The following is a 14,890-nucleotide window of genomic DNA, read 5'->3' as shown; positions in this document are numbered from 1 at the left end:
CGGCAAAGTAATAAGCAAGCTGATCATGCGATGCKGGCGAACCCTCCGGCGGGCGGCGGCAAGCTGACAGAATGGGCCAATGGAAGTCGCTTACGGGCTGCTGGCCCTGGTCGCCATTGTCTGCGCCGGCAGCGCGCTGGGACGCAAGATCAACGTCTCCGTYCCGCTGCTGCTGGTGCTGGCCGGCGTCGTGTGCTCCTTCCTCCCGTTCGTCCCGACGATCGAGCTGAATCCGGAGCTCGTGCTGGTCGGGCTGCTGCCGCCGCTGCTCTATGCGGCGGCCCTGCAGACATCGCTGTTCGATTTCGGGTCCAACCGCCGCGCCATCGGCCTGCTCTCGGTGGGCTACGTCATCTTCGGCACCGTCTGCATCGGGTTTGTGGTCTTCTGGCTGTTTCCCGAGATCCCGCTGGCGGCGGCGATGGCCCTGGGCGCCGTCGTCGCACCGCCGGACGCCGTGGCAGCGACGGCCATTGCACGCAAGGTGGGCATGCCCCGCAGKATTGTGACCATCCTGGAGGGCGAATCCCTGGTTAACGACGCCACGGCGCTGGTCTGCCTGCGCGCCGCCATCGCCGCCATCGCCGGAACGGTCTCGGCCGCGGCCATCGCCGGGGGCTTCCTCCTTGCAGCCGGCGGGGGCCTGGCGGTGGGGATTGCCGCGGCCTTCGTGCTCACCGCGCTCCGCAAACGGATCCGCAACGTCGCCATCAACACCTCCACATCCCTGGTCGCGCCGCTTGTGGCCTATCTTCCGGCCGAAGCGATCCACGCCTCCGGCGTCCTGGCCGTCGTCGTCACGGGGCTGATCATGGGGACCAAGGCCCCGTCCATGCCGAACGGGGCGGCCCGKCTGAGCCAGCGCAGCAACTGGCACACGGTCCAGTTCCTGCTGGAGAATTCCGTCTTCCTCCTGATCGGRCTGCAGGTCCGGACCATTATCGAAGGCGTCCAGGACGACTCGCTGGGGCCGAACCGGATCTGGCTCGGCTGCGCCGTGGTGCTGTTGGCCGTACTGGGCCTGCGCCCGGTCTGGGTTTTTCCCGCAACGTACCTGCCCCGGCTCATTCCTGCCGTCCGGCGCAATGATCCCGCGCCGCCCTGGCAATTTGCCGCGATCGTCTCCTGGGCCGGTATGCGCGGCGTGGTGACGCTTGCCGCCGTCCTGGTTCTGCCGGCAGAACTGGAGCACCGTTCCGTCCTGATCCTGATGGCCCTCGTGGTGGTGGGCGGCACCCTCACCCTGCAGGGCTTCACCCTCCCGGCCCTGGTCCGGGTCCTGCGCGTGAAGGGACCGGATCCGCGCGAAGACGCGCTCAACCAGGCCTCGCTCATGCAGCTGGCCACGGCGGCGGGCGTGCAGCGGCTGCAGGAACTGCGTTCGGACTCCGATCCCCCGGAAGTCGTGGCGATGCTGAAACGGCGCACGCAGGAGCGCGGGCTGGCCGCGTGGGAGCGGCTGGGCCGTCCCTCCGCGGAAGCCGCCACCCCCAGCCAGCGCTACGCCCAGCTGCGGCTGGCGATGCTGGATGCCGAGCGCGCCAAGGTCCTGGAACTGCGGCGCGGCGGCGCCTACGCCCACGAGGTCCTGGCCGACGTCCTTGACCGCCTGGATGTCGAGGAGTCCATGCTGGACGCCTCCCTGGAGGAACCGGACAGCACCGGAGGAGGCGGCGGCGAAGGGATTGCCCGGCCCGGCGGGGTCTGTTCCCACCTGGAATCCGCCCCGGACCCGGTTGTGCCGCCGGATCCCGCCTGCGCCGCGTGCGAGCGGGACGGCACCACGCCKGTGCACCTGCGGATGTGCGTGCAGTGCGGCAACGTGGCCTGCTGCGATTCCTSCCCGGGAACCCATGCGTACAAGCACTTCCAGGCCACGGGCCACCCCGTGATGCGCAGCATTGAGCCGGACGAGGACTGGCGCTGGTGCTACCCGGACGAACTCCTCGGCTAGTCCACCGGCTTGGCGCGCGACGCAGGTGCGTGGTGCCGGCCCTGGTGMCCTCGTGGCGCTGGCTCTGGAGGGGCCTCTGTTCACGGCCGCTCCGCCTCCGTAGGCTGGAAAGGGATCTGGCCAGGGACCACGGGGTCCCGGGCCCTGCCGCCGTCGGACGAGAAGAGGACACTGTGGACAACCAAGACATCCTGGAACGGATCAAGGCACTGGTGGAGGAAGAGCACAGCCTCYGCGAAGACGCAGCCCCGCCCGGGGCTCCGGATGTCCTCCGGCTGCAGCAGCTGGAAGAACAGCTTGACCAGTGCTGGGACCTGCTGCGCCAGCGGCGGGCAAAAAAGGACTACGGCGAGAACCCGGACGAGGCGGAGGTGCGGCCGGCCAGCGAGGTCGAGGGCTACCAAAGCTAACCCTCGGGGCATGAGCTGACGGGCCGGATAGCCATGCAGATCGCGCTGCTGGGAGACGTCATGCTGGGCCGGCTGGTGAACCGCCACCTGGCCACGGCCAATCCTGCCTATCCCTGGGGCGACACGCTGGAGCTCCTCCGGGAGGCCGACGTCCGCGTCGCCAACCTCGAATGTGTCCTGGCGTCCGGCGGCGAGCCGGAACCGGGGAAGATCTTCCACTTCCGCTCGGACCTGAAAAACGTGGACAGCCTGCTCGCCGCCGGGATCGACGTCGTCTCCCTCGCCAACAACCACGTCCTGGATTTCGGCGCGGACGCGTTCCGGGAAATGCTCCCGGCACTCGACGGCGCCGGGATCCTGCACGCCGGGGCTGGCCCGGACCTGGACACGGCCCGGCGCCCGGCCGTGCGGCGGGTGGGCGGCACCGCCGTCGGCTTCATCGCCTTCACGGACAACCAGCCCGACTGGGAGGCCGGCGCCGCGGCCCCCGGGATCTACTACGTTCCCGTGGACGACGGCGGCGAGCGCGGAGCCGCGCTCCTGGACCTGGTCCGGCGGACCAAGGCACGCGTCCAGCTCCTCATTGTGTCGGCCCATTGGGGAGGCAATTGGGGCTMGGACGCCCCGGCCCGGCACCAGGACCTCGCGCGCGGCCTCATAGATGCCGGCGCCGACGTCGTGTTCGGCCACTCCCCGCATGTCTTCCGGGGCGTGGGGATCCACCGGAACCGTCCGATCATCTACAGCGCCGGGGATTTCGTTGACGATTACGCCGTGGACCCCGTCGAGCGCAATGACCAGTCGTTMCTCTTCGTACTCGGCAACGGGGACAACCAACCCCGCACGCTGCGGCTGCACCCCACCGTCATCGCCGGGTTCCAGGCCCGTTTGGCCCGGGGGTCGGCGGCCGATATTGCCGCCCGGATGCAGCGGTTGAGCCTGCATCTGGGCACTCGAACCATCTGGAACGCGTCCGCCCGCTGCATTGAAATCCCGCTGGACCAGGACTGACACAGCGCCTGCCCGGCCGGCGGACGACGGCAACAGTCGACGGCGGCAACAGTCGACGGCGGTGACCGGCCGTCGTCTGCCGGCCGTCAGGCCAGCGTTTCGCCGGGTCGGCCGGCCGCCAGGCCGGCGGAGACCTCCCGGTTGACGGCGGGCATGATCTCCGTCGCGAGCAGCTCAATGGACCGGGCCGTCTCGGCAAACGGCAGGCCGCCCAGCCCGATCTGGGCCAAGTACCGGGTGTTCCCCAGAGTCTGGTGGATCTCCAGGAGCTTCTCGGTGACCTGCTGCGGACTCCCGACCAGCAGACCGCCGCCCGGATCGGTCCACGCATCGAAAGTGGAGCGGGGGAAGTGGTCCACGGGGCGTGGCATATTTTGTTCGAAGTAGGCCCGGTAGTAGGGGTAGAACGTGTCGCGCGCCTGCTGTGACGTCGGTGCCGTATAGAAGTGGCCGCCGGCCCCCACCGGCAGTGCGCTGGCATCGTGCCCCGCCGCGGCGGCACTCTCGCGATAGAGCTCAACAAGGTGTCTGAAGCGGGAGGGCCCGGACAGGAGGGCRATGAACAAGGGCAGCCCCAGCCGGCCCGCGCGGGAAAAGCTCGCCGGGGTGCCGCCGACGCCTACCCAGACAGGCAGCTTCTGCTGCACCGGGCGCGGAGCGATGTCCATCCCCGGAATGCTCTGCGTCAGTGTTCCGGACCACTGCACTGTGGAGTTGTCCCGGGCGTTGTCCCGCAGTTCCAGCAGCAGGCGCAGCTTCTCGTCGAACAGGGCGTCGTAGTCCTCCAGCTTGTGGCCGAAGAGCGGATAGGACTCCACGAACGCGCCGCGGCCTGCAATGATCTCGGCCCGGCCGTCCGAGATCAGGTCCAGGGTGGCGAACTGTTMAAAGAGCCGCACGGGGTCTTGGGTGGAGAGCACGGTGACGGCCGTGCCCAGCCGGAGACTGGAGGTTTCCCGGGCAATCGCGGCCAGCACGATTTCCGGGGCCGAGAGGGCAAAGTCGCGCCGGTGGTGCTCCCCGAGCCCCAGGAAGGCGAGGCCCGCCTGATCGGCCAGCTTGGCGAGCTCGATGATCTCCTTCAGCCGCTGTTGCGGGGACAGCGCTGTGCCGGTGCTGGTGTTGCGGGAAAGCTCGCCAAAAGTGAAGATACCAAAGTCCATATTGATTGAACATTCAATGAATTCATTTCATTCCGGCTCCCCGACTGCCCTGCAGCCCTGCAGGCGCCTCCCGGCAACCGCGCCGGCGCCGGCGCCGACGGACTGTTCAGGAAGGYCCCCTTATGCTCTGGCTGAAGGTCCTTATCCGGCGTATTCTGGGCAAAAATCTTGAGCCTGATAGCTGGACCAGAATGGCGCAGAAGAACCGATTACTCGTCCGTTTGGCCTCAACCATGGGCTGGCTTGCCGGCTTCCTGGCGGTGAGCGCACTCTGCGGAGTCCTGGCTGCCGGCCTGGTGATTCCCGGCGTTGCCGCAGCAGGAGCCTCCGTCAGCGGCTCGATCTCGTTCTTCAACAGCCTCCCTTCCGACTTCGCGGTTGAAACGCCGTCGCTCTCCACCAAGGTGCTGACCTCGGACGGGCGCCCCATCGCCACGTTCTACACGGAGAACCGGGTGAAGGTCCCACTCGATCAAATGTCCCCGTTCGTCAGGGACGCCATCGTCTCCATCGAGGACAACCGCTTTTACGAGCACTCCGGGGTGGACCTCCGCGGGATCATGCGGGCGCTGGCACACAACCTGACCAGCAACGACGGCCGGCAGGGTGCGTCCACGCTGACCCAGCAGTACGTCTCCAACGTGCTCAACGAGGCGAAGTTGTCCCAGGACAACGGCGATGTGATGTTCCTGAGCGCACAAAAGGACCTGGGCGACAAGCTACGGGAAATGAAGCTCGCGGTGGAGCTGGAGAAGAGGTACACCAAGGACCAGATCCTGGAGGGCTATCTCAACATCGTTTTCTTCAACCGGGACGCCTACGGCATTGAAGCGGCGGCGCGGCATTTTTACAGCACCTCGGCCAAGGACCTGACGCTGCCGCAGGCGGCGCTGCTCGCGGGGCTGGTCAACAGCCCCAGCTACTACGATCCCGTTGCGCATCCGGAGGCCTCCCTCGGGCGGCGCAACCAGGTGCTCGATAGCATGCTGCGCCTGGGAAAGATCACCCCCGCGGAGCACGACGCCGCCGCCGCCACCGGCGTGGGACTGTCTGTCACCCCCGGGAAGCAGGGCTGTGCGGCGGCGGACATGGCCCCATACTTCTGCGACTATATTTCGCATCTGATCCTCAACAATCCGGCTTACGGTGTGGACGCCGCCAGCCGGCAGGCGAAGCTGTACCGKGGAGGCCTGACCATCACCACCACGCTGGACAGCCGGCTGCAGGCGGCCGCGCAGACGCAAGTGAATGCGACCGCCGGGGCCAATCCGGACAAATGGGGCGCCTCCCTGGTCTCCATCCAACCCGGCACCGGCAAGATCCTGGCCATGGCCCAAAACACGGTCTTCCTTCCCGAGGACGGGAAGTTCGACACCCAGTTGAACTTCAACGTCGATTCCAAGGATGCCCAAGGCAACGACCTCAACGGCGCCGGCGGTTTCCAGCCGGGGTCCACAATGAAGCCCTTCACCTTCGCCGAGTGGCTMAATGAGGGCAAATCTCCCACGGCGGTCGTGGATGCGTCCCGGAGGTCATACCCGGTGGGATTCCGGTGGAGGGACAGCTGCGGCAGGGTTCTCGGCGGCTACAGCACGCCGCAGAGGATCGCCGGGCTCGGCGCGGATGACGACCTCCAGAATAACGATCCCGGCTACTACCGCCCCATGCCGATCAACTACGGGCTGTACAACTCCATTAACACTGCGACCTTCGCCACCGCGGCACAGCTGGACTTTTGCGGCATCCAGAAGATGGTCAACGCGGCGGGACTTCACAGCGGCCTGGACAACGCTCCGATCAACATGCACCAGCTGGGCAACCTGCTCGGCGCCATCGGCGTGTCACCGMTCAACCTGGTCAACGGGTTCGCCACGTTCGCCAACGACGGCAGGTACTGCGCGCCAATCGCCATCCTGGAGGTGAGGGATGCCGCCGGAAAGAAGCTTCCGGCCCAGACCAGCGACTGCCGGAACACCATCAAGCCCGAGGTCGCCCGGGGTGTCAACGCCGTGCTGCAGGACGTGCTGAAACGCGGCTCCGGCGTATACATCAATCCCAAGGTCCAGAGCCGGTTCCCCGTKGCGGMCAAGACCGGCACGTCCAACACCAACGGCTCAACCTGGGTTGTCGGCTACACCACCGGACTCGCCACCGCGTCCTACTTCGGCGACACGCTGGAAGGCCAGAAGCGGGCGGGCCGGAACATCACGATCAACGGCAAGTTCTACAAGGCAATCGACGGCTACATGCTGGCCGGTCCGCAGTGGGCGAATTACATGATGGAGGCGGCCGGACTCTACCCGGCTGCCGCTTTCCCCGCCCCGCCTGATTCCAAAGCCAAGCCGCCCAGCCCCTMTCCCAGGCCCTCCCGCTGAGGCCCGGCGCCCCCAAAAATCCGCCGCGGACGGCATCTCACGGCCCTTAGCCACGGGACGTCCCCCACAGTCCCGCCATTCCGCCCCGCCGGCGCCGGCGGAACAAACAGCAGCGGCCGGGCCAAGAGGCTGCGTTTACATTCCTGAAACATGGCGGTCACGCGATCTTCACGCCACCGCCATTCCTGTAACCTGCCCGCAACTTTGCGCCCCATTGCCGGAAACATGCCTCCGCGAGGATTAAATCCGGATCGGGGGGCCGGCGGCAACGTGTCCCGGTACGACAGACTTACGAGGAGGGACCCGCCGGTGGAACTCACTGCTGGAAGCGTCTGGATGGTTGTGTCGGCAGCGCTCGTTCTGCTGATGACCCCGGCATTGGGCCTCTTCTACGGCGGCATGACCCGGGCCAAGGCCTCGCTCAACATGATGATGATGAGCTTCATCTCCATCGGGATCGTCGGCGTCGTCTGGGTCCTCTGGGGTTACTCGATGAGTACCGGCAAGGGCGTCCTCGGTGTGTTCGGCAACCCGTTCGCCAACTTCGGCCTGAGCAACATCATCGGTTCGCTGGACCTGATCAAGGCCGGATACAGCGCCACCTTCGCCATCATCACCGTGGCCCTCATCAGCGGCGCCATCGCGGACCGCACCAAGTTCACCTCCTGGGCGCTCTTCGTCCCCATCTGGATCACCCTCGTCTACTGCCCGCTGGCCTTCATGGTCTGGGGCGGCGGCCTCATGAGTGCCGGCGGTGCCGTCAGCGCCGTCTTCGGCMAGGTCATCGACTTTGCCGGGGGCACCGTGGTGGAAATCGCGTCCGGAACCGCGGCACTGGTGCTGGTCCTGATCCTGGGCAACCGGCACGGCTTCGGCAAGGACCCCGGCCACCGCCCCCACAACATCCCCTTCATCATGCTGGGMGCTGGCATCCTCTGGTTCGGCTGGTTCKGCTTCAACGCCGGTGCAGCCACCACCGTGCAACAGGCCGGGCTGATCTGGGTGAACACCCTGGCGGCCCCCGCCGCGGCCATGATCAGCTGGCTGGTCACGGAAAAGTTCCGGCACGGCCACCCCACCTCCCTGGGCTCCGCTTCCGGCGCCGTCGCCGGCCTGGTGGCCATCACGCCGTCGTGCGCCAACATCAGCCCGCTCGCCGCGCTCGGCCTGGGCTTTGTCGCCGGTGCAGCCTGCGCGGTGTTCGTGGACCTGAAGGTCAAGTTCGGCTTCGATGACTCGCTCGACGTCGTCGGCGTGCACCTCGGCGGCGGCCTCATCGGCACCCTCGCGCTGGGCTTCATCGCCCTCCCGGTAAACGGCGCGGGCGGCGGCCTGTTCTACGGYGGCGGCCTGCACCAGGTGATCGCGCAGACCGTGGCGGTCCTCATCACGGTGGCGGTGTCCGGACTCGGGACCGCGGTAATCGGCCTCGCCATCCACAAAACGCTTGGATTCCGGGTCAGCCACGAGGACGAACTCGCCGGAGTCGACCGGTCCGAGCACGCCGAGACCGCCTACGCCTTTGCCGAACTCGGTTTCAGCCGGTTCAACCCGTTCGGCCACCATGTCCGTGCCGCCCACGCCGTGCACGCCGCGACAGCCGCCCACGCCACCGCCCGCACGACGGAAGATCGGCCGGCCCCCGTAAAGGAAGACAGCCTCGTCTGAGGCGGCCGCTGCCAGTGCGCCGGACGGCGGCGCAAGTTTTTCCAAAGGTCCCTGTGTCTCGCAGGGTCTGAGGCCTAAGATGTTGGGCGGGGGGCACTCGAATTAGCGAACTCGCTTAATGGGAGGCCACGATGTTCAGCCAAGCCGGCCGCAAGGCATCAAAATCGAAGCTAACATCGGTGGCGCGTGTCCCGCGCAAACACCGGCGGGGCCCCCTTCCCAGACCGGACACACTCAGGTTCCGGCGCGTCATCGCCGCTATTGCCGCCTTTGCGCTGGTCACCGCCGGCGGCCTGGCGGCGGCGGTCCCCTCGTCCGCAGCCGAGACCKGGCAAAACTACATTGTGGTGCTCAAGGACGGCGTCGTGGACGCCGGAGCCGCGGCGAGCGCCCAGCAAAGCGCCTACGGATTTACGGCCTCGAAGGTCTACCGCAGCGCCGTGAACGGCTACTCGGCCACTATGACGGCGTCCCAGGCGCAACGGGTCCAGGCTGATCCAAGCGTCGACTTCGTCACGATGGGCCGAACGTTCCACAAGCCGAGCGATCCTGCGTCGGCGGGCACCCAGCAGACCCCGTTTTGGCGGCAGCGGATCGCCGGGACGGACTCCGATGTCCGGAAGGCCCTCGACAAAGGGCCGGACCGGATCAATGTCAACGTCGCCGTGATCGACAGCGGTATCGATGCCACCCACCCGGACCTGAACGTCAAGGGCGGCGTTGACTGCCAGTCCGGCTCGCCCGTGGACGTGACCCCCGTTGACGTTTTGGGGCACGGGACGTTTGTCGCAKGTGTGATCGGCGCCCGGAACAACCGCTTCGGCGTCGTGGGAACCGCGCCGGGCACGCCGCTGTGGTCCGTCCGGGTGGTTGACGACGCGGGCCTGATCTCCGAGGAAAGCCTGATTTGTGCGATTGACTGGGTGACCTCGACGCACAAGGACKACGACCCGAGCAATGACATCGCCGTGGCCAACATCAGCATCGCCGGCGGCGGCGCCGACACGCCCAACTGCGGGAAGGGCACGGACCCGATGCATTACGCCATCTGCCGCTCGGTCCGGGCCGGCGTCACCTACGCTGTCGCGGCCGGGAACGCCGGGGAGGACTTCGCCAACACCGTGCCGGCCACCTATGACCAGGTGCTGACCGCCACGGCCATGGGTGATTTCGATGGAAAGGCCGGCGGCCTGRCCGCCCCTGACTGCGGCGCAGTGGACTTTGCCAAGTACGGGCAAAAAGATGACCAGCCGGCGTTCTTCTCCAACTTCGCCACCGCGAGCGATGACAAGGCCCACACCGTCGCCGCCCCCGGAGTGTGCATTCTCTCCACTGCGCCGGGGGGTTACGCCGTGAACCATGGCACCAGCTTCGCGAGCCCGGCTGTGGCAGGGTCTGTGGCCCTGTGCATCAGCCAGAAGGAGTGCACCGGCTCAGGCAAGGACGTCATGGAGCAGTATCTGCACCTGACGGCGTCGTACACGAAGCGCCACCACGACTACGGCTTCGGCGGCGATCCCGTCCACCCGATCAGCGGGAAGTACTTCGGCTACCTGACCGAGACGGTGAGCTTCTGACAATCCGGCTGTGAGACTGGGCTGAGGCCGGCTGCCGCGGGGCGGCCGGCCTCAGCCCGGAAACCGGCGCCCGCAGAGGACGCCTGCACGCCGGTGCGCGTAATATGGCGGCCATGACCAAGGAAGCGGTTGAGGTCACAGCCCCCGCGGGCACGGTGCCGTACTCGCGGCTGGACACCTTGTTCTTCGTGGTGGGCGGCGTCTCGGCCGTCTGGCTGACCTCCCTGCTGGTGCAGCTGAGCTTCCAATGGGGCTGGGCGCAGGTCTGGTTCTTCTTCATCTTCTGGGGCCTGCTCGCCTATCTGGTGCTCCCCCGGCTCCACCGCATCCTGACCCGCCTGTACGTTCCCGATTACTTCATCGGCCGGGCGCGCACCAGCGACGGGCTGCTGGGCGACCCCGTGAATGTGGCTTTGCTGGGATCGGAACCGCAGGTGCATCAGGTGATGGAGTCCGCGGGCTGGACCCTGGCCGACGACGTGACGTTGGCCAGCAGCCGTCGCATCGTCACCTCCACGCTCCTGCGCCGCAGTTACCTCGAGGCCCCGGTGAGTCCCCTGTTCCTGTTCGGCCGCCAGCAGGATTTTGCCTATCAGCAGGAAGTCGACGGCACCCCGGGCAAGCGCCACCACGTCCGCTTCTGGCGGTGCCCACCCGGCTGGCTGCTCCCCGGCGGACTGGCCGTCGACTGGCTGGCCGCCGGAACGTATGACCGCAGCGTCGGGCTGTCCCTGTTTACCCTGCAGATCACTCACAAGATCGACGAGCACACCGACGTCGAACGCGACCACGTCGTCGCAGCCATCACCGGGGCCGACCCGGGTGCCGAGGTCCGCGTGATCCGTGACTTTTCGACCGGTTACCATGCCCGCAACGGCGGAGGCGACACCATCATTACCGACGGCGATCTCCCCATCGTTGATCTGAGGAACACGGCCGGGGCGCCGGCCGAATCCGCCGGATCCGCCACCGACAGCCGGAACAAGCGCCCGGCGCCCACGATTGTCGGTGCTGTCTTGGTCGGGGCACGCGCAGCCGCAGCCGTCCTGCTGGCCCTCTCCCTGGTGCTCCTCCGGGATGCGCACGTGAGCTCACTGCTGGAGCCCGGAGCCGGACCGGGGGTCACGGAGGCCCAGGCCGAGGTGGCCGTCACCATCGCGTCGGTGATGGTCCTGCTCTTTGCCTTGGTCGAGGTCCTGCTCGCCTGGTTCGTGTTCCTCGGACGGAACTGGGCCCGGACCGTGGCCATGGCCCTTAGCACGGCGGCCATTAGCCTGYAGGCGTTCGACGTTTTCCACGGCGGTCCCGACATCACCCTGCAGTCCAATCTTCCCGGCCTGGCCCTGGATATCCTGCTGCTCCTGGCGCTGTCCAGCAGGCGGTCCCGGGACTATGCCCTGCGCCCGCGCAAGGAACCCAAACGGTATTMCAGTCGTGCCGGCAGCCGAACAGCGACCTGAACGGACACCTGGTGAACCGGCCCCTTGCGGGACGGACCCGACTGCCGAACGCGCGGGCCGGGATGGATCTTGACATCCCGGAAAGCCCGGGCGCTAGATAAAAGTAGCCGGCAGCGGGCCGTTCACCCCAGGATTCGCAGCAGAGGAGCAGACATGACTAAGGATGCACAAGCGACGGAGCGCGTCCACAGCGAGAGCCCCGCCGAGGGTGACGCAACAGCCGCACCCTTTGTCGACCGTGCCCATTCCCAGGACGCGGCAGAAGGGCAGGACATCGACGAGGAACCGGGCGCATAGCCGGTAGCGGGCGAAATATCTTCGCCCGCATTGGTGTTGGGCCGGACATKACAACTATCGGAATCATCGGTGCAGGACGCATTGGCAGCCAGCTCGCCCGCAAAGCAGTTGAGCTCGGCTACGACGTCGTGATCAGCAACTCGCGCGGGCCGGAAACCCTCGCGGACCTTGCGGCGGAACTGGGACCGAAAGCCCGGGCCGCAACCCCGGCCGAGGCGGCGGCGGCCGGCGACTTCGCGATCGTCACCGTGCCGCTAAAGGCGATCCCKGACGTGCCCGTGGAACCGCTGGCGGGCAAGATCGTCCTCGACACCAATAACTACTACTGGGAACGCGATGGTCACTTCCCCGCCCTGGATGCCGGCGAGGCCACCACCTCCGGCCTGCTGCAGGAGCATCTGCCGCAGTCCAAGGTCGCTAAGGCCTTCAACCACATCCTGTTCTCCCAGATCACCACGGACGGCACCCCGGCCGGCACGCCCGACCGCCGGGCTCTGRCCACGGCGAGCGACTACGCGGACGCTGCCGAACTCGTGGCCAGGCTCTATGACGAGTTCGGCTTCGACACCGTCAACATCGGCCCGCTCGCCGAAAGCTGGCGCGTGGAACGGGATCGCCCGGCCTATGTGGCCCGGCAGAACGCGGCCGAGCTCACCGAGAACCTGGCCAAGGCGCCGCGCACCATCTGACCTCCCCGGCGCCGACGCGGCGCACGAAGTCGCCGGAAACCTGCGAGTTCGCCGGAACTTTCCGGCGAACGGGCAGCTTTCCGGCGACTTCGGCCGGGCACGGCTGGGAGAGAGCAGCTGGGCGGGCTCTACGGGGCAGCCGCCAGGGCGGATGAGGCGAGGGTGGCGAGCTCGACCGGTGCGGGGCGCACGACCGTGCTGCCGATCCGGACCGGTGCGCCCGTGTGCGCGGATTCCAGGACGGACTCCATCACCTCCAGGGCGTGGAAGGCCAGGGCACCTCCCGCCCGGGGCTCCTGGCCGGCCGKGGTGCGGATGAGGTCTGCGATGCCGAAGCCCCGCCCCGWGTCCGCATAGCCGGCGGAGACGGGCAGGGTCTCCCAGTGGTCTGCACCGAGGGCGAAGAGCTGCACGTCGCCGTCGAAGTGGTTGGGATCCGGGACCACCAGGGAACCGCGCTCGCCGTGGACCTCGATGTTGGGGCTCTTGGTCTTCACGGCGTCGAAGCTCATCACCAGCGTGGATAGGGCCCCCGAGGCGTGGACCAGGACGCCGGTGACGTGGGTGTCGATCGCCACCGGCACCGTCTGGCCCTCGCGCGGGCCCGAGCCGATGGTCCGCTCGTCGCGGGTGTGGCTGGCTGCGCCGATCACCGAGACCACCGGCCCCAGCAATGTCACGAGGGCTGAGACGTAGTACGKTCCCATGTCCAGGAGCGGTCCKCCGCCGGGCTGGTAGTAGAAGTCCGGGTTCGGGTGCCAGCGCTCGTGGCCGGGGGTGACCATGGTGGCGGTCGCGGAGATGGGCTTGCCGATGAGCCCGTCGTCGATMGCCTTCCGGGCGGTCTGGATCCCGGTGCCGAGCACGGTGTCAGGGGCGCAGCCGACCACGACGCCGGCTGTCCGCGCGGCGTCCAGCACYTGCCRGGCCTCCGCCGTMGTTGCCGCGAGCGGCTTCTCACCGTAGACGGACTTGCCGGCGGCAATCGCGCGCAGGGCGACCTCGGCGTGGGCGGCGGGGATGGTCAGGTTCAGGACGAGGTCGACGTCGTCGTCCGCCAGGAGCGCCTCGACGGTGAGCGCCCGGACGCCGTCGTACGAGTCGGCCACGGCCTGCGCCCGCGCGGGGTCCAGGTCCGCGACGGCGACGAGATTGATGTCCCCGAGTCGGCGGAAGTTCGCCAGATACTGGGCGATGATGGCTCCGCAGCCGATGATTCCAACGTTTGTTGTCCGGTCTGTGTCTAACGGCTTGCCCACAGCAGGCCCCTTTCGATGATGGTGCGGACGTTGCTGTCCTGGAGGATTTCGACGCGGTGTCCCGGGGTGCAGACGAAGATCCTGCCCTGTCCCCATTGCCGGGTCCAGATGGCCGGCGAGGTGACCTCCCGGTGCCACGGGTCCCATTCCCGGACTTTTTGGGTGGTGGTGGCCAGGACGTCGATGTAGTCGTCGGCGAGGACCCAGTRCTGTTCGGTGACGAGGTCGAAGTCGCCGACGCCTGCCGTGATCGGATGGTCCGCGGCCGCCGGGAGCATGTTGACCGTATACGGGACGTAGTTGTCGGGCTGCCCGCCGGTCCGCTCATCCGGGTGCTTGCCCGGGTGGCAGGCAAACTGGCCGCCGATCAGGTGCAGGTAGTCGGAGGTGTCACGGTAGGAATCCGCGATGCCGCCGTGCCAGCCGGCCAGGCCCGTGCCGTTTTCGACGGCGGAACGCAGGCCCTCGAACTCGTCCTTTTCGATGGTGGACATGGTCACGCACTGCAGGATGAGGTCGACGCCGGCCATGTAGTCGGCGTCGGCATAGATCTTGGGCGATTCCTCCACCCGKACCTCGTAGCCGTTGGCTTTCAGGTACGGGATGAATTCCTCCGTCGCGGCTACGGGCTGGTGCCCGTCCCAGCCGCCGCGCACCACGAGGGCGGTTTTGTGGTCGTTTGTCATGGGGTTCCTCTGTTGTTGGTGTGTCGTGGCCGGCTCAGCGGGCGGCGAAGGCCGCATCGAACGCGGCCGCGGGCGGCGTGATGGTGGCGAGGTCCTTGACCAGTGCGAGGGCCTGCGGTGCGCCGACCAGGCGGTCCATGCCGGCGTCCTCCCACTCGATGCTGGTGGGCCCCTGATAGCCGATGGCGTTGAGGGTCCGGAATATCGGTTCCCAGTTGACGTCGCCATGACCGGCCGTGACGAAGTCCCACCCGCGGCGCGGATCGGCCCACGGAAGGTGGGAACCGAGTCGGCCGTTGCGGCCGTTGAGCTGCCGGACGGATTCCTTGACGTGAACGTGG

13 protein-coding genes are annotated in these 14,890 nt (G+C 67.5%); 9 read left to right on the top strand and 4 right to left on the bottom strand.

The window, feature by feature from the left end; genetic code table 11:
* Nucleotides 1-79 precede the first annotated feature (79 nt).
* The 3 genes from AC1DBQ_RS03545 to AC1DBQ_RS03535 all read left to right on the top strand — a co-directional run bounded on the left by AC1DBQ_RS03545 (nt 80) and on the right by AC1DBQ_RS03535 (nt 3,375).
* On the top strand, nt 80-1,954 hold the full coding sequence (locus AC1DBQ_RS03545) for a Na+/H+ antiporter (RefSeq protein ID WP_476927191.1): 1,875 nt from the start codon (nt 80-82) through the stop codon (nt 1,952-1,954).
* A 173-nt stretch (nt 1,955-2,127) separates the two neighbouring features.
* On the top strand, nt 2,128-2,364 hold the full coding sequence (locus AC1DBQ_RS03540; protein WP_476927190.1) for a DUF2630 family protein: 237 nt from the start codon (nt 2,128-2,130) through the stop codon (nt 2,362-2,364).
* A gap of 33 nt (nt 2,365-2,397) precedes the next feature.
* Nucleotides 2,398-3,375 carry a CapA family protein gene (locus AC1DBQ_RS03535; protein ID WP_476927189.1) on the top strand — a complete coding sequence of 326 codons (978 nt, stop codon included), beginning with the start codon at nt 2,398-2,400 and terminating at the stop codon, nt 3,373-3,375.
* A gap of 86 nt (nt 3,376-3,461) precedes the next feature.
* Here AC1DBQ_RS03535 and AC1DBQ_RS03530 read toward each other — a convergent pair whose 3' ends face one another.
* Entirely contained in the window at nt 3,462-4,538 is a 1,077-nt protein-coding gene (locus AC1DBQ_RS03530; RefSeq protein ID WP_476927188.1) for an LLM class flavin-dependent oxidoreductase, read from the bottom strand.
* A gap of 191 nt (nt 4,539-4,729) precedes the next feature.
* Between AC1DBQ_RS03530 and AC1DBQ_RS03525 the strand changes: the two genes are divergently transcribed.
* From AC1DBQ_RS03525 to AC1DBQ_RS03500, 6 genes are all read left to right on the top strand, one after another.
* Nucleotides 4,730-6,913, top strand: coding sequence for a transglycosylase domain-containing protein (locus tag AC1DBQ_RS03525; RefSeq protein WP_476927187.1), 2,184 nt, complete (start codon nt 4,730-4,732; stop codon nt 6,911-6,913).
* A 336-nt stretch (nt 6,914-7,249) separates the two neighbouring features.
* Nucleotides 7,250-8,581, top strand: coding sequence for an ammonium transporter (locus AC1DBQ_RS03520; protein WP_476927226.1), 1,332 nt, complete (start codon nt 7,250-7,252; stop codon nt 8,579-8,581).
* A 131-nt stretch (nt 8,582-8,712) separates the two neighbouring features.
* Nucleotides 8,713-10,158, top strand: coding sequence for a S8 family serine peptidase (locus AC1DBQ_RS03515; RefSeq protein WP_476927186.1), 1,446 nt, complete (start codon nt 8,713-8,715; stop codon nt 10,156-10,158).
* Between the two features lie 104 nt (nt 10,159-10,262).
* Entirely contained in the window at nt 10,263-11,618 is a 1,356-nt protein-coding gene (locus AC1DBQ_RS03510; protein ID WP_476927185.1) for an LssY C-terminal domain-containing protein, read from the top strand.
* A 153-nt stretch (nt 11,619-11,771) separates the two neighbouring features.
* Complete coding sequence (locus tag AC1DBQ_RS03505) at nt 11,772-11,915, top strand: hypothetical protein (protein WP_476927184.1); 144 nt, start codon at nt 11,772-11,774, stop codon at nt 11,913-11,915.
* A 47-nt stretch (nt 11,916-11,962) separates the two neighbouring features.
* Nucleotides 11,963-12,604 carry an NADPH-dependent F420 reductase gene (locus AC1DBQ_RS03500; RefSeq protein WP_476927225.1) on the top strand — a complete coding sequence of 214 codons (642 nt, stop codon included), beginning with the start codon at nt 11,963-11,965 and terminating at the stop codon, nt 12,602-12,604.
* Nucleotides 12,605-12,732: 128 nt separating this feature from the next.
* On the opposite strand, the gene AC1DBQ_RS03495 is transcribed toward AC1DBQ_RS03500, so the two are convergent.
* The 3 genes from AC1DBQ_RS03495 to AC1DBQ_RS03485 all read right to left on the bottom strand — a co-directional run.
* Complete coding sequence (locus AC1DBQ_RS03495) at nt 12,733-13,863, bottom strand: Gfo/Idh/MocA family protein (RefSeq protein WP_476927183.1); 1,131 nt, start codon at nt 13,861-13,863, stop codon at nt 12,733-12,735.
* Nucleotides 13,848-14,549, bottom strand: coding sequence for a ThuA domain-containing protein (locus tag AC1DBQ_RS03490; RefSeq protein WP_476927182.1), 702 nt, complete (start codon nt 14,547-14,549; stop codon nt 13,848-13,850). Before AC1DBQ_RS03490 ends, AC1DBQ_RS03495 begins: the two co-directional genes overlap by 16 nt.
* Before the next feature lie 34 nt (nt 14,550-14,583).
* Nucleotides 14,584-14,890, bottom strand: a 307-nt coding sequence (locus AC1DBQ_RS03485; protein ID WP_476927181.1) for a sugar phosphate isomerase/epimerase family protein, incomplete at its 5' end; no start/stop codon positions are given.

This window comes from Arthrobacter sp. 10T413_2 (genome assembly GCF_056394205.1).
The sequence above is the reverse complement of the archived record's forward strand: the minus strand, read 5'-3'. Positions and strand labels throughout refer to the sequence as shown.

What these genes read in the sequence shown, in the direction of transcription:
- AC1DBQ_RS03505 (WP_476927184.1), top strand. Translation starts at nt 11,772, where the DNA reads ATGACTAAGGATGCACAAGCGACGGAGCGCGTCCACAGCGAGAGCCCC.